The organism is Blastococcus colisei, assembly GCF_006717095.1.
GTDB classification, from domain to species: Bacteria; Actinomycetota; Actinomycetes; order Mycobacteriales; family Geodermatophilaceae; genus Blastococcus_B; species Blastococcus_B colisei.
This window is the reverse complement of sequence record NZ_VFQE01000002.1, coordinates 374,095-400,198: the sequence shown is the minus strand read 5'-3', so window position 1 is coordinate 400,198 and position 26,104 is coordinate 374,095. Positions and strand designations below refer to the sequence as shown.

Below are 26,104 nucleotides of genomic sequence, written 5' to 3'. Positions count from 1 at the left end.
AGCGGACCGGCGGCGGTCGCCGCGCACCCCGGGTTCCCCGGCGACCGCGTCGCGAACCGGAGGGTCCGGGTGGTGTCCCCTGAAAGAGTGCCGTGCCTGCTGCGTGATCGGTCCGACAGGACCGGGTTGATCCGCCGGTTGCGGGTAGGTGCGGGGACGCCATGCCGATCCTGACGGGCGGCCCCGACCCCGGAGGTGAGCGATGACCCTCGCGGGGTCCCGCCTTCGTCAACGGATCGCCGGGTAGCACGATGCCGGTGGAGAGAGCCTCGTGGGAGACCCCGGTCCGGGACGGCGTCGACCTCGTCCTGGGGCCGATGCCCCGATACGCCGACGCGACGGCGGTGACACTCTGGCTGGAGGCCACGGGTTCGTGCGAGGTCGAGGTCCGGGCCGGGCCGATGACCTGCCGGGACCACACCTTCGAGGTGGAGGGACACCACTACGCACTGGTCGTCATCGAGGGGTTGGCGCCCGGCACGGACCTGCCCTACACGGTGGCTCTCGACGGCCGTGTCGTCTGGCCTGCCGCCGGTGCGCAGCGGCCGCCGAGCCGCCTGCGGACGACGCCGCCGTCCGGGGACCTGCACGTGGTCCTCGGCTCCTGCCGCGTGGACCGTCCGCACCGGGAGCCGTGGGACCTGGAGCCGGAGCGGGACGTGCGCGGGGTGGGCGTGGATGCCCTCCGCGCCCTGTCGGTGTCCTGTGCCCGCGGCGAGCGCCCGTTGCCCGACCTGCTCCTCATGCTGGGAGATCAGGTGTACGCGGACGAGGGGCTGGCGCCGCGCGTCCGCGAGTGGCAGGTGGAGCGCCGCGGCCCCGAGAGCGAGCCGCGGCACGGCGTGGCCGACTTCGAGGAGTACACCTGGCTCTACCGGGACTCGTGGTCGGACGCCGACGTGCGTTGGTTGCTGTCCACGGTGCCCACGGCCATGGTCTTCGACGACCACGACGTCCACGACGACTGGAACACCTCGGAGGCGTGGCGGCACCAGATCCAGCGGCTGCCGTGGTGGTCGGAGCGGATCACCGGCGCCTACATGTCGTACTGGGTCTACCAGCACCTCGGCAACGTCTCGCCGGCCGAACTGGCCGAGGACGGGCTGCTGCCGGCGCTGCAGGCTCCCGGTGCCCGCGGGGGTCCACTGCGCGATCGGGCGCGGCGGGCCGACGACGAGGTCGACGGCCGCAAGCTGTCGTGGTGGAGCTACGTGCGCGACCTCGGCACCACCCGCCTCGTGGTGGTGGACACCCGGTCGGGCCGGGTCCTCGAGCAGGGCCGGCGGAGCATGCTCAGCGAGCCGGAATGGCAAGGCGTCGAGGGGCAACTGCGGGGCGACTGCACTCACCTGCTCGTCGCCAGCTCGCTGCCGGTGTTCATGGAGCGTGCCGTGCACGACCTGGAGAGCTGGAGCGAGGCGGTGTGCGGCGGGGCCTGGGGCCGCCGGGCGGCGCAGTGGGGCGAGCGGATCCGGCAGGCGCTGGACCTGGAGCACTGGGCAGCCTTCCGGAGCTCCTTCGATCGGCTCGCGCACCGGCTGGCCGAGGTGGGCGCCGGCCGGCGGGGGACGGCGCCGGCCAGCGTGCTGGTGCTCTCCGGCGACGTGCACCACTCCTACGTGGCCTCAATTCGTTATCCGTCCGCCCGCGAGGTCCGCAGCGCCGTCGTGCAGGTGGTCAGCTCGCCCTTGCGCAACGCGTTCCCGCGGCGGCTCCAGCGCGCCTTCCGATTCAGCTCGACGCCGTTCGCGCGACTGATCGGCCGAGGGCTGGCCCGCTCGGTGCGCCTGCCGTCCCCCGAGGCCGAGTGGCAGGTGACGACCGGTCCCGTCTACGGCAACACCCTCACCAGCCTGCTCCTGGACGGCGGCCAGGCCGACCTGCGGTTCGAGCGTGCCGTCCTGGAGCGGGGTCGGGCGGCGCTGCGCGAGGTCCACCGGGAGCGCCTGGACCAGCACCGCCGTCCTGAGGCCCACAGGTCCTCGGTCTGAGGGCCTCAGACGGTCTGCCGCCGTCGTAGGGCCTCAGGTCATGCGTGATCGACCGATGCCGGCGGGCACCCCTCAGGGCGAACGTTGCCGTCATCCACACCAGGGACGACGGAAGGCACGACCATGACGCTCCACTACGGCAATCCGGCGCTCGACGCCGAGCTCGCGTACCGGCGGGAGGTGCTGATGGCGTCCGGCCGCGGGACGCGCACCCCGCGCGGCTCGTGGTTCCGCAACCGCCGGCGCTCACGCTGACCGGCTCCTTCATGGTGGGAACCGGCTCGGACCTGTCGGAGGTCCGTGCCACGATCGACGTCGTGCCACGTTGGGACGACGCGCCGATGGTGGGACGGGCCTCCGAGCTCGCCCATCTACTGGCGCGTCTCGACCGGGCCGCCTCGGGGAGGACGAGCAGCGTCGTCCTGGCCGGCGACGCCGGGGTCGGCAAGACCCGCCTGCTCGACGAACTCACCGCCCGTGCGGCAGCGCGCGGGGTCCGGGTGCTGCTCGGGCACTGCGTCGACCTCGGTGACGTGGGACTTCCGTACCTGCCGTTCGTCGACCTGCTGCGCCCGGTGGCGGCCGACCCGGAGCTGGTTCCCGCCGCGGCGTCGAACCCCGTGCTCGCCGCCTTGCTGGCTGGGCAGCCCGTGTCCTCCCTCCCGGTGCTGCCGGTCACCGAGGGCCGCGACCTGAGCCGGCCGCTGCCGCACCGGGCGGCCCCCCAGCCGGTCGACGACGGTCGGCTGCAGCTGTTCGAATCCGTGGCCGGGCTGATCTGCGAGCTGGCCTCGAGCACCCCGCTGTTGATCGTCCTGGAGGACGTGCACTGGGCCGACAGGTCCAGCCGTGACCTGCTGCGGTACCTGCTGGCCCGTCTGGTCGACGTGCCGGTGGCGGTGGTGGCCTCCTACCGCGCCGACGACCTGCACCGCCGTCACCCGCTCCGCCCGCTGCTCGCCGAGCTGGTGCGGCTGCCCGGGGTGGAGCGCCTCGAACTCGCGCCGCTGCCCGACTCCGAGGTGGGCACCCTGGTCCGCCGGCTGGCTGCCGGCGCCGGGTCGCTGCCCGAGTCCACGGTGGAGGACGTGGTGGCGCGGGCGGAGGGCAACGCCTTCTACGCCGAGGAGTTGCTGGCCGCCGGTCTCCACGGGGAGGCGCTGCCGCTGGGGCTGACCGACGTCCTGCTGGCCCGGGTGGAGCAGCGCTCACCGGCCGCTCAGCAGGTGCTGCGCACCGCGGCGGTCGCCGGCCGCCGCGTGCGGCACGAGCTGGTGGCCGCCGTCGGGGAACTGGGTGGCGGCGAGCTCGAGGAGGCGCTGGCCGAGGCCGTGCACCACCACCTGCTGGTCGTCTCCGACGACGGCTACCGCTTCCGGCACGCGCTGCTACGGGAGGCGGTCCTGGCCGACCTGCTACCGGGGGAGCGGGTGCGCTTGCACGCGGCCATCGCGACCTACCTGGCTCGGGAGCCGGGCGCCGGGACGGCGGCGGAGCGGGCCCACCACGCGCGGGAGAGCAACGACCTCCCCGGTGCCCTGAGCGCCTCCCTGGAGGCCGCGACCGCGGCCTGCTGCGTAGGCGCCCCCGCCGAGCAGTTGCAGTACCTGGAGGCGGTGCTGGCGCTGTGGTCGGCGGTGCCTGACGCCGCTGAGCGCGCCGGCCGTGACCAGGTGGCTCTGCTGCTGGAGACCGCGGCCGCCGCGCGGATGGTGGGGGAGCTGCACCGTGCCGTCGCGCTCCTGAGGTCGGCGCTGGACCTCCTCGGCACCGACGCCGACCCGGTCACCCGAGCTCGGGTGCACTACACGTTGGCCCAGGCCATGGTGCGCGTCGAGGACCTCACCGGGGCGCACCGGGAGAGCAGCGCCGCCATGGCGCTGGTACCGGCTGACCCGCCGTCGGAGGTGCGCACCTGGGCGGCCGCCACGCACGCCCGGATGGCTTACTCGCTGATGCTCGTGGACGAGGGCGACGCGGCGGCCGAGGAGGCGCTGACCGCCGCCGACGCGCTGGGGCTGGACAGCGCCTGGTCCGATACCGCGGTGTCCCAGGTGCGTTCACGGCAGGACACGGACGCGGCCGCGGTGCAGCGCCGGCTGGACGAGGCGCTGATGCGCGCCAGCCGGTCGGGCGACGTGGACGTCGAGATGCGCGTCCTGTTCAACCGCGCGACCTTCGCCTTCGAGGACGGGCGGATCGCGGAGTCCCTGGACTGGACGCGGCGAGCTACGTCGCGCGCTCGAGAGCTCGGTATGGAGTGGTCGTTCTACCCAGCGGAACTACGCCACCTGCAGGTGACCGCGCTCTACATGCTGGGGCACTGGGACGAGAGCCTGGCCGAGGCCGATCTGCTGGCCCGCGTACCGGAAATGGCAGCGCACGTCCGCGCTGCGGGCCTGCTCGTGCAGGTGGGGCGGGGAGACGCCGAGGCGCAGCAGCGGCTGGCGTGGGCGAGAGAACTGATTCCGCGGTTGAACGCGCACGTGCTGCTCTCCCTCGTGACCGCCGCCGCGGAGATCGATCTGGCTGCGTGGGCCGGGGACGCAGAGGCCGCGGTCAGGATCGCCACTGACACCTCGCGCCGGCTGCAGCTGCTCTGGGAGTCCGACCACCTGGGCGTGCTCAGGCTGGTCGCCTCGGCGCTGCACCCGGTGGCCGACGCGGCGGTGGCTGCGCGGCTGCTCGGCGATACCGGCGCCGCCAGGCGGTGGACGGCGACGGGGGAGCCGCTGGTGGACATCGCGCGGTCTGCCGTGGCGGGCTTCCGGGAGCAGGTCGGCGAGATGGGCGTCGAGGGGACGGCGTGGTTGGCCCGGGTGGAGGCCGAGACAGCGCGATTGCGCGGGGACGCGACGACCGAGCTGTGGCGCGCCGCGGTCGAGGCGTTCGGCTTCGGGCACGTCTACGAGGAGGCCCGGTCCCGCTGGCGGCTGGCGGAGGCGCTGCTGGCCTGCGACGACCGCGCCGGGGCGGCGGAGCAAGCGGGGCTCGCCCATGAGGTCGCCGTCCGGCTGGGAGCGGTGCCGCTGCGCACCGCGCTCGAAGCGCTGAGTCGTCGTGGGCGGCTGGACGTCGGGGGAGTGCGGACCGTCGACGTCTCCGCCGTCATGACGCCGCGCGAGGCCGAGGTGCTGCGGCTGCTGGCGCAGGGCCGGACCAATCGCCAGATCGGTGCCGAGCTCTACATCAGCGAGAAGACCGCGAGCGTGCACGTCAGCAACATCCTCGCCAAGCTCGGCGCGAACGGCCGCACCGAAGCCGTCGCCATCGCCGCCCAGCGCGGCATGCTCGTCTGACGGGCGCGTCGCCGCTTCGCTCGTGACCGTTGGACCGCATCGGCCCAAGAATCCCTTCGGTCTGGGTCGCAGAGGTCCACCGCTCGCCGTCGACCGCGTCAGAGCATCGTGCGGAGGCGTTCCCGGCGGGCGCGGAGGACGTCGACCGAGGCGGACGCCGACGGCGGGCCGGGCACCGACTGCCGCAGCTGGGTGTGCACCACCGCCTGCGGCTGGGACGTCCTCGCCGCCACCCGGTTGACGAGGCGGTTGATCTCCCGCCGCAGCTCGGCGGCGTCGCGCCACGAGCGGCCGGCGTCGTCCTCATCCGGGTGGTCCTCGACGAGCATGACGTCGTCCCCGTCGGTGCGGTGGCTCGCGGCGATACGCAGGCGCAGCTCGTCGTCCCGCTTGGACAGCAGCTCGGCGGTCTGTGCAGGCGTCAGCAGGCCGGGGATCCCGAGGAACTCCTCGTCCTCGGCGTCGACGACCACCGTCGGACCCGAGCCCTCACCGGTGTGCGCGGTCCCGCTGTGGAGGATGTGGGCGAAGCGGGCGTCGGCCTCCAGGGCCTCCCACTGCTTCAGCCCCTCCTCGTCCTTCTCCTTGGGCGGGAGCGGCTCGAGGTCCAGTTCGTCGCCCTGCACCGTCTTCGGTGGGGGCATGACGTGGTTGCGTTCCTCCTCCATGGAGGCGGCCAGCGACAGCAGCGGCCGCACCGCGGGCAGGAACACCGTCGCCGACTCGTGGACAGCGCGGGAGCGGACGACGCGGCCGACGGCCTGGGCGAAGAACAGCGGCGTCCGGTAGGAGGTCATCCAGGCCAGGACGGCGGCCCGCGGGACGTCGACGCCCTCGGAGATCATCCGCACGCAGACGGCGATCCGGGCCGACCCGGTGGCGAAGCGCTCGATCTTCTTCGAGGCCTTCGGGTCGTCGGAGAGGATCAGCTCGGCCGCCTTGCCGGTCACCCGGCGGACGATCTTGGCGTAGGCGCGGGCGTCGTCCTGGTCGCTGGCGAGGATCAGCCCGGCGGCGTCGGGCATGCCGCCGTCTTCGCGCAGGTGGGTGATCCGGTCGTCCATCGCGGCGATCACGTGCGGCACCCACTGGCCCTTGGGGTCCAGTGCGGTTCGCCAGGCCTGCATCTCGACGGACTTGGTGCCGGCGTCCGACAGTGACGCGGCCACCACCTCACCGGCGGAGTTCCGCCAGCGCGACGTCCCGGTGTAGGCGGCGAAGACGACCGGCCGGACGACGCTGTCGGCCAGCGCCTCCTTGTAGCCGTAGGTGTAGTCGGCGCGGCTGACCAGGCCGACGCCGCGCTCCCCGTCGTCGCCCTCGAAGGTGTCCTCCTCGTAGCGGACGAAGGGGATGCGCTCGTCGGGCTTGGTGCGGAACGGCGTCCCGGTGAGGCAGAGCCGGCGGGCGGCGAAGGAGTAGGCCTCCTCCACCGCCTCGCCCCAGGAGAGGCCGTCACCGGCGTGGTGCACCTCGTCGAGGATCACCAGGCTCTTGACGGCGGTGGCGCGGGCGGCGTGCAGCATCGGCTTGCCGGCGACCTGCGCGTAGGTCGTGACGTAGCCCTGCGTGCCGGCGCGCACGGGGCCGACGGCGTTGGTGAGGCCGGGGTCCAGGATGATGCCCATGGCGTCGGCGGCGTCGGCCCACTGCATGCGCAGGTGATCGGTCGGGCAGACCACCACGACACGGGCGACCTCGCGCCGGGCGAGCAGTCGGGCGGCCAGGGTCAGGGCGAAGGTGGTCTTGCCCGCGCCCGGGGTCGCCGTCACCAGGAAGTCCTTCGGCGACTGCTCCTCGTACTGCGCGAGAGCGGCCTGCTGCCACGCTCGGAGCGGCCGGCTGTTCGTCTGCGGGCTCAAGGCCTCCGCTCGTGCTGCGCTCCCCATGTCGGGGTCCATCTTCGCTGTCCGAGGGGCAACACGCCCAACCGGGGACCTGCCGCGCGCCCCGGCGATCGCGACGTATAGGGCCTGCACACATGCCGCTGACCTGCGTAGATGCACGTCAGGAGTCCAGCCGTGTGGTGATCATCATGCCGTGAGGGACCGGAACGTCACGCCCCGCCGGTCCCGGCGTCCCCATCGGGCTCAGCGTTCCCGCGGACGCCGTCCAGCCATCCGGGAGGCGGCAAGGTCGGGGTGAGCCCTCAGCGGTCCGGGGTGGCCAGGATCCGGAAGAGCATGTTGTTCACGTCCGTCAGCTTCTGGACGTCGACGTGCCGAAGCAGGCGCTGGAGCCGCGCCTTGCGCAGACTCGTGATCAGCCCGGGCGCTGCCCACCCCTCGCCGAGATCGACACCGAATCCGGTATCCGGCTCGGTGCCGAACACCGGCACCACGATGACCGTGGGCTCGGAGGGGATCTCGTTGTAGACCGTCGAGGAGACGACCAGTACGGGCACCCCGGCGTCGGTGACCCAGAGCTCGCCTCGCCGGGGAGCGCTCAACGCTGTGCCAGCTCGTCGAGATTGCGATCGGCCCAGCTGTCGGCGAAGGCGACGGCGTCGGGGTGGGCGGAGAGCCACCGCTCGTGTGCGACGCAGCGCCGCCGCATGTCCTCGATGTCCAGCACGCTCTCGATCCACGTGTTCATGGACTGACGATCGGCTTCTGCGTGCCGCTTGACCGACTCGTACGCCTCATCGGAGAGCCGCAGCGTGATCGTCCGTGCCATGACGCAATGCTAGCAACGGATGCTGTCACTCGTTGGCTGCCGGCGTCCTACCTCACCGTTCCGGGTCCTCCCTCGCAGTCGACGATCCTGCTGGCCAATTCAGCGCGGCCTAGTGATCTTGGTTGGCGTGTTGTGTTGCCAGGTGGCCGGGGTTTGATGGTCCGGCGGCCGGTCTTCCCCCGTTCTCCCGGCCGTGGGGTGGTGCTGATGTGTGTGCAGCCGCAGTCATGGCCGGAGCCGGCACCGGAGGTGGCCGCCGCGGTGCGAGCGGCCTATCGGCGGCGGGAGTCGCCGTTGCCGGTGACGATTCGGGATCGGCTCGGTGAGTTGTTCCCGGACCGAGAGTTCACCGAGGCGTTCGGCGTGCGCGGCCGGCCGGGGTGGTCACCGGGTCGGCTGGCGCTGATCACGGTGTTGCAGATGGCTGAGAACCTGACCGATCGGCAGGCCGCCGAGGCGGTGCGGGACAAGATCTCGTGGAAGTACGCGTTGGGGCTGGGGCTGGATGAGGAGGGGTTCGACGCCTCGGTGCTGGCGGAGTTCCGAGCCCGGGTGCTCGCGCACAACCTGGAGCAGCGCGTGTTGGAGTTGCTGCTGGAGGTGTTGAAGGCCGAGGGGCTGGTGACCCCCCGCGGGCGTCAGCGCACCGACTCCACGCACGTGATCTCGGCGGTGCGCGACCTCAACCGGCTGGAGCTGGCCGGGGAGAGCGTGCGCGCGGCCGTCGAGGCGCTGGCGGCGGCGGCACCGGGCTGGTTGGCCGGCGTCGTGGACGTCGCCGACTGGGCGCACCGCTACGGCGCCCGGGTCGACAGCTGGCGGCTGCCGGCCTCCAAGGCCAAGCGGGCCGACCTGGCCGGCGACTTCGGCCGGGATGCGCTGAGGCTGCTGCGCGCGGTGTACGCCGAGCAGGCACCGGGCTGGCTGCGCGAGCTGCCCGCCGTGGATGTGCTGCGCCGGGTGCTGGTGCAGAACTATGTGCTCGGCACCGACACCAGCGGGCGGGAGGTGATCAGGATGCGGGAGGCGGCCGACGGTCTCCCGCCGGGCAGAGTGCGGATCAGCTCGCCGTATGACCCTGACGCCCGATGGGCGGCCAAGGGCGCAGACCTGATCTGGAACGGCTACAAGGTGCACCTGACCGAGACCTGCGACCCGCCAGCCCAGCACCCGGCCCAGCACCCGCCCGAGGAGACGGTCGGGCAGCGGCCGAACCTCATCGTCTCGGTGACCACCACCGACGCGTCGGTGCCGGACTCGGCGATGGTCGAGCCGATCCATGCCACGCTCGCGCAGCGGACTCTGCTGCCCGGCGAGCATCTGCTCGATTCCGGTTATCCCTCGGTCGCAGCAGTGCTCCAGACCGCCCGCCGGTGGGACGTCACGCTGGTCAGTCCGCTGCGCGCCGACCAGTCCCGGCAGGCCCGCGACGGGACCGGCTACGACCGAACCGCGTTCACCCTCGACTTCGACGCCCGGCAGGCCCGCTGCCCCCAGGGTCAGACCAGCACCTGGTGGACCCCGACCCGCGCCCAGCGCGGCACCGAAAAGATCAAGATTGGATTCACCGCCGACACCTGCCGCCCCTGCCCGGTCCGACAGCAGTGCACCCGTTCGACGCTGTCCCACGGGATCGGCCGCCAGCTCGCCGTGCCACCCCGCGAGGTCTACCAGGCCCAGCAGGCCGCCCGAGCCGAACAGAGCACCTTCGACTGGCGAACCCGCTACGCCGCCCGAGCCGGCATCGAGGGCACCATCGGTCAAGGCCTGGCGGTCACCAACCTGCGCTACGCCCGCTACCGCGGCCTGCCCAAAACCAGGCTGCAACACGTGTTCTCCGCCGTCGCGCTCAATCTGATCCGCCTGAGCGCCTACTGGAACGGACACCCTCTGGACCGAACCCGCACCAGCCACCTGACCCGCCTCGACCTCGCCCTGGCCGCCTGACGAATTGGCCAGCAGGATCGTCGACGATGAGGGAGGACCCAGTTCGATCAGCGAACCTGATCATCATGGGCCGCCGTGATCAGTCGGCGGGCTCGTCCACCCAGTCCGGGCCGTTGACCTCGCCCGGCCCGGCGAGGTCGGCGGCGTCGACGATCGTGTACGCGTAGCCCTGCTCCGCCAGGAACCGCTGCCGGTGGGCGGCGTACTCGCTGTCGAGGGTGTCGCGGCTGACCACCGTGTAGAAGTGCGCCTGGCGGCCGTCGGCCTTCGGGCGCAGCACCCGGCCGAGCCGCTGGGCCTCCTCCTGGCGGGAGCCGAACGTGCCCGAGACCTGGACCGCGACGGCGGCCTCGGGCAGGTCGATCGAGAAGTTCGCGACCTTGGAGACCACCAGCGTCCGGATCTCGCCCGAGCGGAAGGCGTCGAACAGCTTCTCGCGCTCCCGGTTAGTCGTCGATCCCTGGATCACCGGGGCGTCCAGCGCTGCACCGAGCTCCTCGAGCTGGTCGAGGTAGGCGCCGATCACCAGCGACGGCTCGTCGGGGTGTCGCTCCAGCACCCGCCGGATGACCGGCAGCTTCGACTGGGCGGTCGCCGCGATCCGGTACCGCTCCTCGGGCTCGGCCACCGCGTAGGTCATGCGCTCCTCGTCGTCGAGCGAGACCCGCACCTCGATGCACTCGGCCGGCGCGATGTAGCCCTGCGCCTCGATGTCCCGCCAGGGGGCGTCGTAGCGCTTCGGTCCGATGAGCGAGAAGACGTCGTCCTCCCGCCCGTCCTCGCGCACCAGCGTGGCGGTGAGGCCGAGCCGGCGGCGGGACTGCAGGTCGGCGGTCAGCCGGAAGATCGGCGCCGGGAGCAGGTGCACCTCGTCGTAGACGATCAGGCCCCAGTCCTGGGCGTCGAAGAGGTCCAGGTGCCGGTACTCGCCCTTCCGGCGGGTGGTGATCACCTGGTAGGTCGCGATGGTGACCGGGCGGATCTCCTTGCGCTCGCCGGAGTACTCGCCGATCTCCTCCTCGGTGAGCGACGTGCGCGCGATCAGCTCGCGCTTCCACTGCCGCCCGGCGACCGTGTTGGTGACCAGGATGAGCGTGGTCGCCTTGGCCTCGGCCATCGCCGCGGCGCCGACCAGGGTCTTCCCGGCGCCACACGGCAGGACGACGACGCCCGAGCCACCCGCCCAGAAGCCCTCGACCGCCTCCTGCTGGTAGTCGCGCAGGTGCCAGTTCGACTGGTCGAGCTCGATCGGGTGCGCCTGGCCGTCGACGTAGCCGGCCAGGTCCTCGGCGGGCCAGCCGACCTTGAGCAGCGCCTGTTTCAGCCTGCCCCGCTCCGAGGGGTGGACGACGACGGAGTCCTCGTCGATGCGGGCGCCGAGCATCGGGGCAACCCGCTTCGAGCGGACGATCTCCTCGAGGACGGCCCGGTCCGACGACGTGAGCACCAGCCCGTGCACCGGGTGGTTGGCCAGCGTCAGCCGGCCGAAGCGGTCCATCGTGTCGGCGACGTCGACCAGCAGCGCGTGCGGCACCGGGTAGCGGGAGAACCGCACCAGCGCGTCGACGACCTGCTCGGCGTCGTGCCCGGCGGCGCGGGCATTCCACAGCGCGAGCGGCGTCACCCGGTAGGTGTGCACGTGCTCGGGGGAGCGCTCCAGCTCGGCGAACGGCGCGATGGCCGCGCGGCATTCCTTCGCCAGCGGGTGATCGACCTCCAGGAGCAGGGTCTTGTCCGACTGGACGATCAGGGGGCCGTCACTCAACGGGCACTACCTTCCGCGAAACGGCAGCCGGCAGACGCCGGATGCAGGGGGACTACCTTGGTCAACCGCTCTCGGCGGCCGGTGCTTCCTCCTCGACGAGGGCCACCGAGGTGATCCGGTGCACCGCGAAGGTGCTGTTCTCGCCGCGGCGCTCGTCGTACCCCTGGAGGAAACCACCGACCAGCGACACCGGGCGCACCACGCGCTGGCTGCCGCTGCCCTGGGCATCGACGTAGCCGAGCCACACCGCCGCGCCCTCGCGGACCGCGCGGGAGAGCAGCTCCAGCGTCGTCGCGGTGGTCACGCCGGGAACCTGTCGCACGGCCTCGCCGCGACGGGCCGACAGGGCCGCGTCCCCGGCGCGCATCTGCCGCACCGTGGCGCCGACCTCGTCGGCCGTCAGCCGGCGGGGCGCGGGCGCGGACTCCGTGCCGGTCCGTCGGCCCATCGCCCGCGGACGGGCCGGCGGACGGGTGAGGACGGCGCCACCGGCCTGCTCGCCGGCCGGTGCGTAGCCGGCCTCCCGCAGCACGGTGAGCACCTCGTCCGCCCCGAGACCGCTGACCAGGACGCCGGGGGCCAGCCGGCGCAGCTCGGCGGCGGCGGTCCGGCGGTCGTTGAGCACCTGCGAGAGCAGCCCGTGGTCGTCGGACCGCACGTAGGACTCGATCGACCCGACCCGCAGGCGTCCGTGCTGCCGGGCGACGTCGTCGATCAGGTAGTCCAGCGCCTGCGGCACGGGCGTGCGGGAGGCGCGGGCGAAGAAGTCGTGCAGGTCCGACGCCGACCAGCCGGAGTCCAGCGCGCGGCGGACGCTGGACTCCGAGACCCGGAAGACCGTGGCGCCACCGGAGGACTCCACGTCGGCGACGACGGCGAGCGTGTCAGCCAACTCGGCCACCAGCGGGCCCGGGGCGATCAGCGAGAGGTCGGGCTGGGCCAGCACGTGGTCGACCGGCTCGGGCAGCAGCCCGCGCATGCTCATCGCCGCGCCGTCCTCACCGCGGGTCAGCAGGCCGCGGCCCGCCGTCGACAGCACGCCCCCGACCAGCACGCCCAGCCGGGCGGCCTCCTCGAGCATCCCGGGCACGGGGGCGAGCCGGTCTGCCCGGCGCGGGGTGCGCCAGCGGAGCAGGGCGACCAGGTCGGGAGCCGCCAACCCGGAGCCGGGCGGGTACTCCGCCAGCACGGTGAGCGCCGACCGCCGGATCGCCGGGGCGGTGTGCCGGGTCAGGTCCGGCGAGAGCGGATTCACCGCCTTGCCGGCGACGTCCCGCTGCCCGACCAGCGACGGCAGCCGGACCCCGCCCAGCCAGCCGGCCGCCAGCACGGCCCAGCGGTCGGCCAGGTCCTGCTCCCGCCAGATGTCGTAGGCGCGCGTGGGCAGCCACTCGTCGCGGTGCGGGCCTCCGACGTCGAGCAGCCCGGCGGCGTAGGCGAGCTCCAGTAGCCAGGCGGCCTCCGGCTCGCCGAGGTGCAGCACGCGGGCCAGCCGCTTCTGGTCACGGACGCCGACCCCGCCGCTGCGCAGCAGGCCGGCCGGTTCCTCCTCGAGCAGGGTGAGCAGCTCGCCGACCTTGCCCACGCTCTCCAGCGCCGCCCCGGCCGCCCGCCGGTCCACCGACGACTGCTCGTGGGCGGCCGCCGCGGGCTTCGGGCGCAGCCGCGGCGGGCCGTAGGGCCGGTCGCCGCGCAGGTGCAGGCCGATCTCGCGGGGGAGCTCCACGTTGAGCGCGTCGATCCGGGCGAGCAGGCCGCGCTGGAGGAGGCGACGGGCCGGCGTCCTCGCGTCGGACGGGGAGTCGGGCAGGTGGCCGACGGGCCGCTCGGTGGCGAGGCGCTCCAGCACCTCGCGCTCCTCCGGGACCAGCTCGCCGATCGCGGCCGTCAGGTCGCCGGGCAATTGCACGCGCAACTCGGTGGACCGCCGGCCGAGACCCGCCGGGTGCCGGACGGCACGCCGCACCGGGTCCGGCGCGTGCAGGACGTCGTCGCCCCAGAGCAGCGCCCGGGTGGTGAGCCGCTCGAGTCCGGCGGCGAGGACGTCGTCGGGCACGTCGGGCAGCGCGGCGAACAGCTCGTCGGGCGCCATGCCGTCGGTGGGCGCGAGCAGGACGACGTCGAGCACCTGGAGGGTCGCGGCATCCAGCTCGTCGAGCGCGCGGTCGACCGCGACCGGGACCGCGAGCCGGCTGGCGAGGGCGACGAGGTCGGAGGGAGCGGGGCGCGCCACGTCGGGACGGGCCGCCAGCAACGCGCTCAACTGCTCGTCGCTGCGGGTGCGCAGCCAGCCGGCGAGCGTCGCAGGGGGGTCCGTGGGCATCCGGTCCACGCTACGTCGTCGGCGCAAGCGAGCTCCTGACACCATGACCGGATGCCAGCCGCCGCCGACGACCCGCACACCCGCACGGCGCTGGCCGCCTACCAGGCCGGTGCCCTCCGGTGGCTCGGTGGCGGCGTCATGGCCGTCGTCCTCGGGGTCCTGTTGGGCGCCGCCGCTGTCTCCCTCTCCGACGGCGGACGGCGGGTGCCCGGGCTCGGCATCGCCGTCCTGGTCCTCGTGCTGCTGGGGGTGGTCGCCGTCGCCGCCGGGACCGGCGCCCTCGTGCGCGCCCGCCGCTGGCAGCGGGCGCTGGCGAGCACGCCGTGGCGGACCGGCCGGCTCCGGATCGCCGGTCCCGCCGCCATCTCCTTCGAGCCCGAGGGGTTCGACGAGCTGGACCCGGCGGCGGAGCCCGTGCGGCTCCGGTTGCTGAGCACCGCGATCTGGCGGACCCGCGCGGTGCAGGGGCTCCACGACGGCGAGGTGCACGCCGCGCCCGTGGGAGGCGAGGAGTGGGTGCTCACCGCCGAGGGCCTGCCCACGCTCTACGGCGCACGCGCCACCCGGCGCTAGGCCGACGCGATCCGCCCTGAGCTTGTCGTTTAACCCCTGATGCCGGTGAGTTACACGGATGTGGTTCAGGGTCTGGTCGTGAGGGCGGCCACCGCGTGATCCTTTGAAGTTGCGACGCTTCGAAGGAAACGGCGGTGGCCGCGATGGACAGTCTGGACCCAGCCGGTGCGGTTGACCAGAGCTCAGCCGCGGCAGGGTTGACGCGGCTGCGGGAGTTCCGCGGCGAGGTGTACCAGTGCCTGGGCCGGCGTGGCGATGAGCTGTTCGAGCTCACCGACGCACTGCTGTGCGCCGAGGGACCGGTGAAATCCCTGGTGGGGCTGTGCCTTGCTCCGGAGCATCGCCGTGGTCACGGCGCGCTGTACGACGCGCTCAACAGCGGACGAGTCGACGCCGACCGGCTGCGCGTCGCGCTGGCCGCGTTGCCGCTGCCGCGGATGTTCGGTGGGCGGATCGTGCTGGCCGTCGACGTCTCCCCGTGGCTGCGCCCGGACGCCGCGACCTGTCCCGACCGGCTGTTCTGCCATGTCTACGGGCGCGGGCGGAACGCCGATCAGCGGATTCCGGGCTGGCCCTATCAGGTCGTGGCCGCCCTGGAGAGCGGGCCCACCAGCTGGACGGCGATCTTGGATGCGGTGCGGCTGGGCCCGGCAGATGACGCGACCGCGGTCACCGCCGCCCAGCTGCGCGCGGTCGTGGGTCGGCTGACCGGCGCCGGGCACTGGCGCCCCGGTGACCCGGCGATCATGGTGGTGATGGACTCCGGGTACGACGTGGCCCGGCTGGCGTTCGTGCTCGCCGACCTGCCCGTGCACCTGGTCGGGCGGATCCGCGCCGACCGGGTGATGCTGGCCGCCACGCCGCCGCGGGGCCATGACTCCCGCGGCGGACGCCCCCGCAAGCACGGCGCCGTGATGGCCCTGGCCGATGAGGCCACCTGGCCGGTACCGACCACGCAGGCCAGCTCACCCACCGCGCGCTACGGAACGGCGCAGGTGTGCTCCTGGGATCGCATGCATCCGCGGCTGGCTCACCGCGGCCCCTGGGCCGACCACGACGGCCCGCTGCCGATCGTGGAAGGCACCGTGATTCGGCTGCAGGTCGAGCACCTGCCCGGACAGCGCGAGGCCAAGCCGGTCTGGCTGTGGTCATCGGTGACCGGCCCCGACGATGTCGACATCGACGACCTGGTCGAGGAGGTGGCCCGCTGCTGGCAGGCCTACCTGCGCCGCTTCGACCTGGAGCACACCTTCCGCCTGTTCAAGCAGACCCTGGGCTGGACCGCCCCGAAGATCCGCTCACCGGAGGCCGGCGACCGCTGGACCTGGCTGGTCATCGCCGCCCACACCCAGCTGCGCCTGGCCCGCCACCTCGCCGTCGATCTCCGGCGGCCCTGGGAGAAGCCGCTACCTCCCGAGCGGCTGACCCCGGCGCGGGTGCGCCGGGGGTTTCGCCACCTGCGCGCGAAGACCGGCCACCCGGCCAGCGCGCCGAAACCCTCCCGCCCGGGACCGGGACGCCCTCCCGGAGTGAAAAACCGGCGCCAAGCCACCCGTCATGACGTCGGCAAGACCGTCAGACGGGACACCACCAGCCCGGGCGACCACCAGATCAGGGGTTAAACGACAAGCTGAGGGGGAGCGTGCGTGCACGTGGGTACGGGTCGCGAGAGGATGACCCCTGACGTGCGCCGAGCGGTGCACCTGGACACGGAGGCGACATGGCCAAGCGCAACGAGAAGCACGCGCACCTGGTGGAGCCCACCTGGGGGGAGTCCGACGACGGCGGCCCGCCGCTGACCGAGCTGACCAGCGTGTCGGCCGGTCCGCTCTCGCCATTCGGTGAGGACCACAGCTTCCCGCTGCCGGTGGAGAGCCTCCGGTACGCCCACCCGACGGACAAGCCCAACCGGGCCGGGGTCCAGACGGCCGAGGGCCGCAAGCGGTGAACTCGCCCGCGCTGCCGTCCTACAGCAGCGGGACCTCCACGGTCCCCCTGCTGGGCGACACGATCGGGGCCAACCTGGATCGGACGGCGGCGCGGGTGGGCGACCATGAGGCGCTGGTCGAGTGCGCCACGGGGCGCCGGTTCAGCTATCCGGAGCTCGTCGCCGAGGTCGACGCGTGCGCGCTGGGCCTCGACGCGGTGGGCGTGCGCAAGGGCGACCGGGTCGGCATCTGGGCGCCGAACTGCGCCGAGTGGGTGTTCGTGCAGTACGGGACGGCGAAGCTCGGCGCGATCCTGGTCAACATCAACCCGGCCTACCGCACCCACGAGCTGTCGTACGTTCTGAAGCAGGCCGGGATCTCGGTGCTGGTCAGTGCGCCGGAGTTCAAGACCAGCGACTACCGGGCCATGGTCGCCGAGGTCCGCGGCGACTGTCCCGAACTGCGCGAGGTGCTGTTCCTCGGCAGCCCCGAGTGGGAGCGGTTGCTCGAGACCGGCCGGGTCGGCGACCGCGAGCTGCTGGCCCGCCGTGCGGCCGAGCTGTCGGCCGACGACCCGATCAACATCCAGTACACCTCCGGGACGACGGGCTTCCCGAAGGGCGCGACGCTCACCCACCACAACCTGCTCAACAACGGGTTCTTCGTGGGCGAGGGCTGCGGCTACACCGAGGCCGACCGCGTCTGCATCCCGGTGCCCTACTACCACTGCTTCGGCATGGGCATGGGCAACCTCGGAGCGACCAGCCACGGCGCGACGATGGTCATCCCGGCGCCCGGGTTCGACCCCGCGCTCACGCTGACGGCCGTGCAGGACGAGCGCTGCACCTCGCTGTACGGCGTCCCGACGATGTTCATCGCCGAGCTCGGGCTGCCCGACTTCGCCGACTACGACCTCTCCAGCCTGCGCACCGGCATCATGGCCGGCTCGCCGTGTCCGGTGGAGGTGATGAAGCGGGTGGTCAGCGAGATGGGCATGACCGAGGTGACCATCTGCTACGGCATGACCGAGACCTCACCGGTGTCCACCCAGACCGGCGCGGACGACGACATCGACCGGCGCACCTCCACCGTCGGGCGGGTGCACCCGCACCTGGAGGTCAAGGTCGTCGACCCGGTCACCGGACTGACCGTGCCCCGGGGAGAGCCCGGGGAGTTCTGCACCCGCGGCTACTCGGTGATGCTCGGCTACTGGAACGAGCCGGAGAAGACGGCGGAGGTCATCGACGCGGCACGGTGGATGCACACCGGCGACCTCGCGGTCATGGACGACGAGGGCTACCTGAACATCGTCGGCCGGATCAAGGACATGGTGATCCGCGGCGGGGAGAACGTGTACCCGCGGGAGATCGAGGAGTTCCTCTACAGCCACCCCGACGTCGTCGACGCCCAGGTGATCGGGGTGCCCGACGAGCGGTTCGGCGAGGAGCTCATGGCCTGGGTGCGGCTGCGCGAGGGCGCCGAGCCGCTGACCGCCGAGGCGCTGCGCGACTTCTGCGCCGGCAAGCTCGCCCACTACAAGGTGCCGCGCTACGTCAAGGTCGTCGACGAGTTCCCGATGACCGTCACCGGGAAGATCCGGAAGGTCGAGATGCGGCAGGTGTCGGTCGAGGAGCTCGGCCTGCAGTCCGCGGCGTCGGTCCACAACGCCTGAGACCGCCCGCGTCTGCGCGTAGGCATAGGAACCTTTACGTGCGTTCTCGGCCGGAGAACGCAGGTAAAGGTTCCTATGCCTGGCTCAGGTCTTCGCCTTCGACGCGGGGGTCAGGCGCAGGATCAGTTTCGAGAGCAGGTTGCCCGCGACCACCCAGATCAGCGCCGCCAGGCCGGCATTGATCGCCTCGGCGATCTTCGGGTCGTCCATCGTGAACAGGTTCTCGGTGAACCAGCCGAAGGTCCTCCGCGCCTCGGCGGTGAACTCGACCAGCACGTTCGCCGGGTTGGCCTCGAACAGGACGAAGACCGCGTAGACGACGATCAGCGCGGCGATCACCGAGCACACGACCCGCACGATCGTGGCGACGAGCGAGAAGACGCGGGCTGCACCGGAGCTGGCCATGATCGCATCGTGGCGCAGCGGCGCGGAGTGCGCGAGTCGTCGGGTAACAGTCAGACCGGTCCGCAGGGGACGACGAGGGCGCGGTGGTCCGACAGCGGCAGCTGCACCGCCTCGGCCGGGCCGGTCGCCCGCAGGCCGCCGCGCACCAGCACGTGGTCGAGCTGCCGCCTGGGCACGCCCACCGGGAACGTCGCTGCCGACGCGATCGGCCGCAGTCCGCTGACGCGGTTCGCCTGGCGCTGTTCCATGTTGAGGTCACCGACGAGGGCCAGCGGTTCCCGGGTGCCGGTGAGCGACCGGACCAGCCGGCTCAGCTGCAGTGCGCTCCACCCGGGGATGAACGACAGGTGGGTGTTGCACACCGTCATCTGGCCGAACGGGCCGTCCAGCACGGCGGCGACGGCGACCCGTGGCTCGTCGCTCACCCAGACCGGCTTCCGGGAGCCCTTGAACCACATCGGCACGCTGGCGCGCAGCGCCGGCAGGCGCACCACGCGCCACGAGACCACCGGGTAGCGCGAGATCAGCGCGATGCCGTAGGTGGCCGAGCCGGGCTGCTCGTCGCCCGTCGCCGCCATCCAGGTGCCCCCCGGGGTGCCGGCGAGGGCGGCGACGAACTGGTGCTCGTCGGCGCCCATCGCCTCGGCGGCCACCGCGGTGAGGTCCGCGCCCAGCGACCGGGGCTGGTCGCGATCGACCTCCTGCAGGCCGAGGACGTCGGCGTCCAGGCTCTTGACCGCATCGGCCAGCCGGTCGACGTCGACCCGGCCGTCGTCCAGGGAGCGTCCGTGCAGGATGTTGAAGGTGGCGATGCGCACGCGTTCCCTGTGCCCCGCGAGCGCCGGTTCTACCGCCCTCGTGCGTGCGGGCCGCCGTTGCGGGTAGCAGCACCGCCGTGCAGCCATCGGAACGGGACGAGATCCGCGACCTCCTGAAGCGGACCGCCGTCGCGCTCAAGCAGGGCGACGTGCCCTTCGCCCTCTGCGGCGGCTACGCCGCGTGGATGCGCGGCGCGCCCGAACCCGACCACGACGCCGACTTCCTGGTGCCGGAGGCGGAGGCGGACCGGGCGGCGAAGGTGCTGGCCGATGCCGGCCTGCAGGTCCAGGACCCGCCCGAGGACTGGCTGACCAAGGTCGTGAGCGGGGGCTCGTTCGTCGACGTCCTGTGGCGTACCTGCGGGCGGCCCGTGGAGACCGACCTCATCGAGCGCGCGGAGGTGCTCCCGGTTCTCTCGGTGCACATGCCGGTGCTGACGGCGACCGACATCGTCGTCACCAAGCTCATGACGCTGGACGAGCACTACTGCGACTTCGCCCGGATGCTCCCGGTCGCTCGCGCGCTGCGCGAGCAGGTCGACTGGGCGGCCGTCGAGGAGGCCGTCGCCGACAACGACTTCGCGGTCGTGTTCCTGCAGCTGCTCGACCGGCTCGGCGTGGTGCCGAAGGTCAGCGCTGCGTGACGACCACGACGGCCGCGACTACCGCGACCAGCACGGTGGCGCCGGTGGCCGTGCGCACCAGGCCCGGGACGGCGGTCCGCGGCCCGGCCACCAGCCGGCGGTAGCGGAGAGGCCCGAGGCCGCCCAGGACACCGAGCCCGAGCAGGGCAGCGATCCCCGCGGCGATCAGCGCCGCCGGCCGGCTCTCCCGCACCGCCCCGTGGGCGATCAGCGCGGCCACGGCCAGGACACCGAGCCCGGTGCGCTGCCAGGCCAGCGCCGTCCGTTCCGGCTGGGTCTCCACCGGCGAGCTCACCGGCCCATCACCTCGACCCCGACCAGGACGGCCACCACGACGATGACGGCGGCGACCGCGGCGGCCACCGCCGGCATCAGCCAGCTCGACGGCAACGGCCGGCCGGCGGTGATGGCTGCCTCGTTGGCCCGCCAGCGCCGGTAGCCCGCGAGGGCGGTGCCGAGCCCGATGAGGACCAGCCCCAGCGCCACCGCCGCACTGCCCCAGCGGACCCCGAGGTCGGGGGCGTAGGTCGCCACGGCGACCCCACCGGCGACCAGCGCCAACCCGGTGCGCAGCCAGGCCAGCAACGTGCGCTCGTTGGCCAGGGTGAACCGGTAGTCGGGGTGGGCGCTGGGGTCGAGGGGCGGGCGCACCGGATCAGGCTAGGGCCCGGGCGTGGAATACCAGGTCCGGGCCGGAGGTGGGACGGCTAACCTGTCGGCGAGCGGCCTCGCGCCGCCGTCACCCCCCGGCCTGCGTGCCGGACCGGAAGCGAGCAGGACGAGGGATCCAACGTGCCCACCGGCAAGGTCAAGTGGTTCAACCCGGAGAAGGGTTTCGGCTTCCTCGCGCGCGAGGACGGCCCCGACGTCTTCGTGCACAAGGACGCCCTCCCGGCCGGGACGGCGGAGCTCAAGCCGGGCCAGCGGGTGGAGTTCGGCATCGTCGCCGGACGACGCGGTGACCAGGCGCTCCAGGTGCGCATCCTGGACCCGCTGCCCTCGGTGGCCGCCACCGCCGCCGCGAAGACCCGGAAGAAGCCCGACGAGCTGGTGCCGATCATCGAGGACCTGATCAAGCTGCTCGACGACGTCGGCGAGGGGCTGCGCCACGGCCGGCACCCCGACCGCGCCGAGTCGCGGAAGGTCGCCTCGGTGCTGCGCGCGGTGGCCGCCGACCTGGAGGGCTAGGGACTGGACGTCTCGCCGAGGTCGCCGCCGGCGCGGATGAAGCCGACCGGCCAGGCGCCGGAGAACTCGCCGCAGGTCCCGCCCTTGTCCTCCACGACCACGAGGTAGAAGGCCGGGGGGACGACGTCGTCGGTGCCGATCTCCTCGAAGACGCGCTCGCCGGCCGGCACGTCGACCTCGCCGAGGAGCTCCTCGAGCTGGTCGTCGAAGACCTGCACGCTCCAGCCCTGCTCGGCCACCGCGTCGGGCACCGCCAGGCTGATGGTGGCGCCGGGGGAGACCTCGAGGATCGGCGCCGCGGTGTCGTAGCGCTGCCCCTCGCCGTCCAGGCAGTACTGGACGGGCCGGATGGTCAGCTGCTGGGCGCCGACCTCGACCTCGACGTCCGGCGGCCCGGCAGGCTCGGCCCCGCAGCCGGCCAGGACGAGCAGGAGCACGGCGGACAGAAACCCGTGCACGCCCCTGCTCACGACCACGAGCGTCCCACGGGCGTCGTCGGCGCATCGGGGGAGACCCCTGCCGGACGGACCGGCCGGCTCCCGCGGTACAGGCTCCACAGGACCAGCCCGACCGCCAGCCCCAGCAGCGCGGCGGCCACGGTGAACCCGAGCCAGCCGGTGGGCGGCAGCGCGATCCCCAGCCCGCCGCCGACCACCCAGGACATCTGCAGCCACGTCTCCGAGCGGGCGAACGCCGAGGCGCGGAGGCTGTCGGGCACCTCGCGCTGGATGATCGCGTCGAGGGACACCTTGCCCAGCGCGTTGGTCACCGCGGCGACCCCCGCGACGACGGCGGCCATCGCGAAGCTGTAGAAGATCGCGGCCAGCAGGGTGATCGCCGCGGCCGACGCGGCCGAGATCAGCACGAGGCGGTCCGGTGCGGCGGTGTGCATGCGCGAGCCGATCGCCGTGCCCGTGAAGCTGCCCAACCCCGCGGCGGCCGCGATGGCCCCCAGGGCCAGGGTCGCCGCCCACCCGTCGTCGAAGGTGGCCTGCACCAGGAAGGCGCTGAAGATCGTGAGGAAGCCTCCGAGCCCGCGCAGCGCCGCGTTGGCCCGCAGCGCCAGGACCACGTGCGGGCTGACCCGGCGCCGCCCGTTGCCCACCGGGATCTCCGCGGTGGTGAGGACGTCGGCGGCGAACTCTCCGGTCGGCACGTCGACGTGCGGGGGGAGCCGGACAGCCAGCACGCCGGCGACGGCGAAGACGATCGCCGTCGCGCCCAGCTCCCAGTCGAACCCGAGCACCGAGGCGATCCCGGCGGCGATCGCGCCGGCGACGCCCGCCGTCGCCAGCCCGAACACCGAGAGCCGGGCGTTGGCCGAGGTCAGCGACATGGCCGCGGGCATCATCCGGGGGACGACGGCGGCCCGCAGGACGTTGTGGGCCTTGGAGAGCACCAGGACGCCGAGGGCCGCCGGATAGAGCCAGAAGTCGTCGAAGTGCCGCATCATCACCAGCGCGAGCACGGCCCGCCCCAGATGGCTGCCCGCCATCGCCCACCGCCGGCCCCGCTGCAGCCGGTCCAGCAACGGACCGATGACCGGGGCGAGGACCGCGAACGGAGCCATCGTCACCAGCAGGTAGAGGGCCACGTTGCCGCGCTGGGCGTCGGTCGTGGCGGCGAAGAACAGGGTTCCGGCGAGGGAGACGGCGATCATCGCGTCGCCGGCCATGTGCAGGGCGTTGACCCAGAGCAGCTGGGTCAGGCCGCTCTCCCCGGCGCCGTCGGCCCGGCTGGCGGCGCGGACCCGGCGCGCCGCCGCGGTCGTGAGCTCGCGGGACCGGGCGGCGGCCACGCGGGTCACCGTCAGCTTCGCCGGGCCGGCGCCGCCGCCCGGCAGCGCCGGCGGAGGGCGATCGTCCTCCGCCGGGAACCCGCCCGCCGAGGGCATCGGCCGGGAGGGCACGTCGAGGGGAGTGGTGTCCATCCGGTCCGGACCGGTGCGACCGCTCCTGCGCAGGCGCCGGCCGGCACCGGGCGGACGACGAGACGCGGACACGCCCCCATCGTGCCGCACCAACAGTTCGGGTGGTCCTCCGCGGAGGTGGACGCGTCAGGGACAATGGGCCGGTGACCCAGTCCCCAGCCGATGTCCTGGCCGCCGCGGTCGAGCAGGCCCGCGCCGCCGCCGTCGAGACCGCCGGTGACGCCGCCCTGGTCGGCGACCACCTGGGGGCGACGCCCGAGCCGGTGAGCCCCGCGACCGACGAGGTGCCGGCCGACGCCCTCGGCGAGGTCCTGACCCACACGTTCGCCAGCCGGCTCCCCGGCTACGTCGGCTGGCACTGGGCGGTCACCGTCGCCCTGATCCCGGGCGAGGACGCGGTGACCGTCGACGAGGTCGTGCTGCTCCCCGGCGACTCGGCGCTGCTCGCCCCCGCCTGGGTGCCGTGGCAGGAGCGGCTGCGCCCGGGCGACCTCTCCGTCGGTGACGTGCTGCCGTCGACCGAGGACGACCCGCGCCTGGTGCCGGCCTACCTGGTCGACGACGACTCGGCCGAGGACCCGGAGGGCCGGGTCGTCGCCGAGGAGCTGGGGCTGGGCCGCGAACGGGTCATGTCCGCCGAGGGCCGCAGCGAGGCGGTCGGGCGCTGGGTGGCCGGTGAGTTCGGCCCGTCGTCCCCGATGGCGCGCCAGGCTCCCGGCCCGTGCACGACGTGCGGCTTCTACCTGCCGCTGGCCGGTTCGCTGCGCCGGATGGTCGGCGCCTGCGGCAACGCCTATGCCCCCGCCGACGGCCGCGTGGTCGCCGCCGACTACGGCTGCGGGGCGCACAGCCAGGCGACCCTCGTCGTCGACGAGGCCACCGAAGTGGTGCGTACCGCGCGCTACGACACGGGGACCTACGACGTCCTGGCGGACTGAAGAAGGACCCCCTTCCTCCCCACCCTTCGCATGCTCAGGGCGGGCCCCTGGAAGGGGGCCGTTCCATCAGCTCACCGTTGGCCCTGCAGCTTCATGATCCAGAGGCCGAGCGTCCCGAGGGCCATCGCCGCGAGACAGGTCCAGGTCCACATCCGGTCGACCCGGTCACCCAGGAGCAACAGCACGACGAGCGCGACCGCCCAGAGCGCGATGCCGACGAGCACGACGCGGGCGGTGTCCACCCTCAGCGGAGGCGGGGCCTGCTTGGTCGGTCCGGGCACGGTGCGACCTTAGGACGCACCGCCCGTTCCGATCGCAGAACCCCTCGGGACGGGTGGGGCGGCGCGTGATCCCGGCGCAACGATCGTGTGGCACGCTGTCGCCGCTCGTCGCCAGCAGCCGTCGTTCCGGGGAGTCCCCATGCCCGAGAAGTCCAGCCCCGCCACGGGGTCCGCCGACGCGGGTGCCGACGAGGGCACCCCCGCGGACGTGGTGGCCGGCGCGCCGAGCGCACACCGCCGCACCGACGGGCCGCACGTGCGGCCGAAGAACGGCCTCGACCGCTACTTCGAGATCAGCGCCCGGCGCTCGACGATGAGCCGTGAGCTGCGCGGTGGCCTGACCACCTTCTTCACGATGGCCTACATCGTGGTGCTCAACCCGATCATCCTGACCAGCATCGCGGGACCCGGCGACGTGCCGGGGGCCGACGTCGACGGCACGGTGCTCCCGTTCGGCTCGATCGCCGCGGTCACCGCGCTGCTCGCCGGGGCCCTGACCATCCTCATGGGGGTCGTCGGCCGGTACCCCTTCGCCCTGGCCACCGGGCTGGGCATCAATGCGATCGTCGCGGTCTTCGCGGCCACGCAGCTGTCCTGGCCGGAGATCATGGGCCTGGTCGTGCTGGAGGGCCTGCTCATCACGGTGCTGGTGCTCACCGGCTTCCGGAAGGCCGTCTTCGAGGCGATCCCGGCACAGCTGAAGACCGCGATCGCGGTGGGCATCGGCTTCTTCCTGACCATCATCGGGCTGGTCGACGCCGGGATCATCAGGCCGGGGAACCCGCTGATCAGCTTCGGCGTCGGCGGCCAGCTCGCCGGCTGGCCGATGCTGGTCTTCGTCGTCGGCCTGCTCCTCATGAGCGTGCTGGTGGTCCGCCGCGTGAAGGGCGCGTTGCTCATCGGCATCGTGGTCACGACGCTCATCGCGATCGTCATCGAGGCGATCGCCGAGGTCGGTCCGCGCTTCGGGGCCGACGGAGCGGTGAACGACCGCGGCTGGGCGCTGCAGGTGCCCGCGCTGCCCGACGACGTCGTCGGCACCCCTGACTTCTCGCTGCTCGGCAACTTCTCGCTCTTCGGCGCGTTCGAGCGGATCGGCGTCCTCGCCGCCCTGCTCATCGTCTTCTCCATCATGATCGCGGACTTCTTCGACACCGTCGGCACCGTCACCGCCGTCGGCGCCGAAGGTGAACTGCTCAACGAGAAGCGCAACCTGCCGAAGTCCCAGCCGGTCCTGCTGGTCGACTCGCTGGCCGCCGCCGCGGGCGGCGCGGGCAGCGTCTCGTCGAACACGACCTACATCGAGAGCACCGCCGGTGTGGCCGACGGCGCCCGGACCGGCCTGGCCAGCATCGTCACCGGCCTGCTGTTCCTGGTGGCCGTGTTCTTCACCCCGCTGGTGGCCGTGGTGCCGTCGGAGGCGGCCGCCCCGGCGCTGGTCATCGTCGGCGCGCTGATGATCAGCCAGATCAGGTATCTGACCTGGGACGACATGTCGCTGGTGATCCCGGCGTTCTTCACGATCGCGCTGATGCCGTTCACCTTCTCGATCACCAACGGCATCGGCGCCGGCGTCATCAGCTTCGTGCTGCTGCGCCTCGCGGTCGGCCGGCGCACGGACGTGCATCCGCTGATGTGGGTCATCGCGGTGATGTTCCTCGTGTACTTCGCCCTCGAGCCGCTGCAGCAACTGCTGTGAGCGGCTGCTGAGGCCGGCTAAGCATCC

General features: G+C 73.0%; 24 protein-coding genes. 12 read left to right on the top strand and 12 right to left on the bottom strand.

All coding sequences use genetic code 11. The annotated features are described in order from the left end of the window. Positions 1–257: 257 nt before the first annotated feature. From FHU33_RS21355 to FHU33_RS26345, 3 genes are all read left to right on the top strand, one after another. On the top strand, positions 258–1,991 hold the full coding sequence (locus FHU33_RS21355) for a DUF7800 domain-containing protein (RefSeq protein ID WP_211355315.1): 1,734 nt from the start codon (positions 258–260) through the stop codon (positions 1,989–1,991). A gap of 123 nt (positions 1,992–2,114) precedes the next feature. Then, entirely contained in the window at positions 2,115–2,246 is a 132-nt protein-coding gene (locus FHU33_RS26350; RefSeq protein WP_281281695.1) for a hypothetical protein, read from the top strand. After that, positions 2,216–5,290 carry a helix-turn-helix transcriptional regulator gene (locus FHU33_RS26345; RefSeq protein WP_281281694.1) on the top strand — a complete coding sequence of 1,025 codons (3,075 nt, stop codon included), beginning with the start codon at positions 2,216–2,218 and terminating at the stop codon, positions 5,288–5,290. The genes FHU33_RS26350 and FHU33_RS26345 overlap by 31 nt, the downstream gene beginning before the upstream one ends. Positions 5,291–5,388: 98 nt before the next feature. On the opposite strand, the gene FHU33_RS21345 is transcribed toward FHU33_RS26345, so the two are convergent. The 3 genes from FHU33_RS21345 to FHU33_RS21335 all read right to left on the bottom strand — a co-directional run bounded on the left by FHU33_RS21345 (position 5,389) and on the right by FHU33_RS21335 (position 7,966). Further along, positions 5,389–7,152, bottom strand: coding sequence for a DEAD/DEAH box helicase (locus FHU33_RS21345; RefSeq protein WP_246064087.1), 1,764 nt, complete (start codon positions 7,150–7,152; stop codon positions 5,389–5,391). 287 nt (positions 7,153–7,439) lie between these two features. Next, positions 7,440–7,739 carry a type II toxin-antitoxin system PemK/MazF family toxin gene (locus tag FHU33_RS21340; RefSeq protein WP_142027602.1) on the bottom strand — a complete coding sequence of 100 codons (300 nt, stop codon included), beginning with the start codon at positions 7,737–7,739 and terminating at the stop codon, positions 7,440–7,442. Further along, positions 7,736–7,966, bottom strand: a complete 231-nt coding sequence (locus FHU33_RS21335; RefSeq protein ID WP_142027601.1) for a hypothetical protein — start codon at positions 7,964–7,966, stop codon at positions 7,736–7,738. The genes FHU33_RS21340 and FHU33_RS21335 overlap by 4 nt, the downstream gene beginning before the upstream one ends. A 207-nt stretch (positions 7,967–8,173) precedes the next feature. Between FHU33_RS21335 and FHU33_RS21330 the strand changes: the two genes are divergently transcribed. Beyond that, positions 8,174–9,913 (top strand): IS1182 family transposase, encoded by a 1,740-nt coding sequence (locus FHU33_RS21330; RefSeq protein ID WP_142024161.1) that lies wholly within the window; start codon positions 8,174–8,176, stop codon positions 9,911–9,913. 79 nt (positions 9,914–9,992) lie between these two features. Here the strand turns inward: FHU33_RS21330 and FHU33_RS21325 are convergent, their stop codons facing one another. Both FHU33_RS21325 and FHU33_RS21320 read right to left on the bottom strand, forming a co-directional pair. After that, on the bottom strand, positions 9,993–11,678 hold the full coding sequence (locus tag FHU33_RS21325; RefSeq protein ID WP_142027600.1) for a DNA repair helicase XPB: 1,686 nt from the start codon (positions 11,676–11,678) through the stop codon (positions 9,993–9,995). 61 nt (positions 11,679–11,739) lie between these two features. Continuing rightward, on the bottom strand, positions 11,740–14,001 hold the full coding sequence (locus tag FHU33_RS21320) for a helicase C-terminal domain-containing protein (protein WP_142027599.1): 2,262 nt from the start codon (positions 13,999–14,001) through the stop codon (positions 11,740–11,742). A gap of 51 nt (positions 14,002–14,052) precedes the next feature. Here FHU33_RS21320 and FHU33_RS21315 point away from each other — a divergent pair, with 51 nt between their 5' ends. The 4 genes from FHU33_RS21315 (at position 14,053) to FHU33_RS21300 (ending at position 18,174) form a co-directional block, all read left to right on the top strand. Further along, entirely contained in the window at positions 14,053–14,574 is a 522-nt protein-coding gene (locus FHU33_RS21315; protein ID WP_142027598.1) for a hypothetical protein, read from the top strand. A gap of 134 nt (positions 14,575–14,708) precedes the next feature. Beyond that, positions 14,709–16,196 carry an NF041680 family putative transposase gene (locus FHU33_RS21310; protein WP_142024800.1) on the top strand — a complete coding sequence of 496 codons (1,488 nt, stop codon included), beginning with the start codon at positions 14,709–14,711 and terminating at the stop codon, positions 16,194–16,196. Between the two features lie 98 nt (positions 16,197–16,294). Continuing rightward, positions 16,295–16,522, top strand: a complete 228-nt coding sequence (locus FHU33_RS21305) for a hypothetical protein (RefSeq protein WP_142027597.1) — start codon at positions 16,295–16,297, stop codon at positions 16,520–16,522. After that, positions 16,519–18,174 carry an AMP-binding protein gene (locus FHU33_RS21300; RefSeq protein ID WP_142027596.1) on the top strand — a complete coding sequence of 552 codons (1,656 nt, stop codon included), beginning with the start codon at positions 16,519–16,521 and terminating at the stop codon, positions 18,172–18,174. Before FHU33_RS21305 ends, FHU33_RS21300 begins: the two co-directional genes overlap by 4 nt. A gap of 84 nt (positions 18,175–18,258) precedes the next feature. On the opposite strand, the gene FHU33_RS21295 is transcribed toward FHU33_RS21300, so the two are convergent. Further along, complete coding sequence (locus FHU33_RS21295) at positions 18,259–18,579, bottom strand: hypothetical protein (protein ID WP_142027595.1); 321 nt, start codon at positions 18,577–18,579, stop codon at positions 18,259–18,261. Positions 18,580–18,629: 50 nt separating this feature from the next. Further along, entirely contained in the window at positions 18,630–19,397 is a 768-nt protein-coding gene (locus FHU33_RS21290) for an endonuclease/exonuclease/phosphatase family protein (protein ID WP_142027594.1), read from the bottom strand. Positions 19,398–19,474: 77 nt separating this feature from the next. Between FHU33_RS21290 and FHU33_RS21285 the strand changes: the two genes are divergently transcribed. Further along, complete coding sequence (locus FHU33_RS21285) at positions 19,475–20,041, top strand: nucleotidyltransferase family protein (RefSeq protein ID WP_142027593.1); 567 nt, start codon at positions 19,475–19,477, stop codon at positions 20,039–20,041. Here FHU33_RS21285 and FHU33_RS21280 read toward each other — a convergent pair. Both FHU33_RS21280 and FHU33_RS21275 read right to left on the bottom strand, forming a co-directional pair. Continuing rightward, positions 20,028–20,336 carry a DUF202 domain-containing protein gene (locus tag FHU33_RS21280; protein WP_142027592.1) on the bottom strand — a complete coding sequence of 103 codons (309 nt, stop codon included), beginning with the start codon at positions 20,334–20,336 and terminating at the stop codon, positions 20,028–20,030. The genes FHU33_RS21285 and FHU33_RS21280 overlap by 14 nt on opposite strands. After that, complete coding sequence (locus FHU33_RS21275; RefSeq protein ID WP_142027591.1) at positions 20,333–20,692, bottom strand: YidH family protein; 360 nt, start codon at positions 20,690–20,692, stop codon at positions 20,333–20,335. Before FHU33_RS21275 ends, FHU33_RS21280 begins: the two co-directional genes overlap by 4 nt. Before the next feature lie 141 nt (positions 20,693–20,833). Here FHU33_RS21275 and FHU33_RS26535 point away from each other — a divergent pair, with 141 nt between their 5' ends. Further along, on the top strand, positions 20,834–21,229 hold the full coding sequence (locus FHU33_RS26535) for a cold-shock protein (protein WP_142027590.1): 396 nt from the start codon (positions 20,834–20,836) through the stop codon (positions 21,227–21,229). On the opposite strand, the gene FHU33_RS21265 is transcribed toward FHU33_RS26535, so the two are convergent. Beyond that, the gene (locus tag FHU33_RS21265; RefSeq protein ID WP_246064085.1) at positions 21,226–21,699 is read right to left on the bottom strand and encodes a DUF2771 family protein; all 474 of its coding nucleotides are present in this window, start codon (positions 21,697–21,699) and stop codon (positions 21,226–21,228) included. The genes FHU33_RS26535 and FHU33_RS21265 overlap by 4 nt on opposite strands. Continuing rightward, positions 21,696–23,159, bottom strand: a complete 1,464-nt coding sequence (locus tag FHU33_RS21260) for an MFS transporter (protein WP_246064082.1) — start codon at positions 23,157–23,159, stop codon at positions 21,696–21,698. The genes FHU33_RS21265 and FHU33_RS21260 overlap by 4 nt, the downstream gene beginning before the upstream one ends. A gap of 143 nt (positions 23,160–23,302) precedes the next feature. Here FHU33_RS21260 and FHU33_RS21255 point away from each other — a divergent pair, with 143 nt between their 5' ends. Beyond that, complete coding sequence (locus tag FHU33_RS21255; RefSeq protein WP_211355314.1) at positions 23,303–24,097, top strand: DUF3027 domain-containing protein; 795 nt, start codon at positions 23,303–23,305, stop codon at positions 24,095–24,097. Positions 24,098–24,168: 71 nt separating this feature from the next. Here the strand turns inward: FHU33_RS21255 and FHU33_RS21250 are convergent, their stop codons facing one another. Further along, on the bottom strand, positions 24,169–24,378 hold the full coding sequence (locus FHU33_RS21250; RefSeq protein WP_142027586.1) for a DUF2530 domain-containing protein: 210 nt from the start codon (positions 24,376–24,378) through the stop codon (positions 24,169–24,171). A 139-nt stretch (positions 24,379–24,517) separates the two neighbouring features. On the opposite strand from FHU33_RS21250, the gene FHU33_RS21245 reads away from it, so the two are divergent. Further along, entirely contained in the window at positions 24,518–26,077 is a 1,560-nt protein-coding gene (locus FHU33_RS21245) for an NCS2 family permease (protein ID WP_142027585.1), read from the top strand. The last annotated feature ends 27 nt before the right edge of the window (positions 26,078–26,104 follow it).

What these genes read in the sequence shown, in the direction of transcription:
- FHU33_RS26350 (WP_281281695.1), top strand. Translation starts at nt 2,115, where the DNA reads ATGACGCTCCACTACGGCAATCCGGCGCTCGACGCCGAGCTCGCGTAC.
- FHU33_RS21335 (WP_142027601.1), bottom strand. Translation starts at nt 7,966, where the DNA reads ATGGCACGGACGATCACGCTGCGGCTCTCCGATGAGGCGTACGAGTCG.
- FHU33_RS21330 (WP_142024161.1), top strand. Translation starts at nt 8,174, where the DNA reads ATGTGTGTGCAGCCGCAGTCATGGCCGGAGCCGGCACCGGAGGTGGCC.
- FHU33_RS21320 (WP_142027599.1), bottom strand. Translation starts at nt 14,001, where the DNA reads ATGCCCACGGACCCCCCTGCGACGCTCGCCGGCTGGCTGCGCACCCGC.
- FHU33_RS21315 (WP_142027598.1), top strand. Translation starts at nt 14,053, where the DNA reads ATGCCAGCCGCCGCCGACGACCCGCACACCCGCACGGCGCTGGCCGCC.
- FHU33_RS21305 (WP_142027597.1), top strand. Translation starts at nt 16,295, where the DNA reads ATGGCCAAGCGCAACGAGAAGCACGCGCACCTGGTGGAGCCCACCTGG.
- FHU33_RS21295 (WP_142027595.1), bottom strand. Translation starts at nt 18,579, where the DNA reads ATGGCCAGCTCCGGTGCAGCCCGCGTCTTCTCGCTCGTCGCCACGATC.
- FHU33_RS21260 (WP_246064082.1), bottom strand. Translation starts at nt 23,159, where the DNA reads ATGGACACCACTCCCCTCGACGTGCCCTCCCGGCCGATGCCCTCGGCG.
- FHU33_RS21245 (WP_142027585.1), top strand. Translation starts at nt 24,518, where the DNA reads ATGCCCGAGAAGTCCAGCCCCGCCACGGGGTCCGCCGACGCGGGTGCC.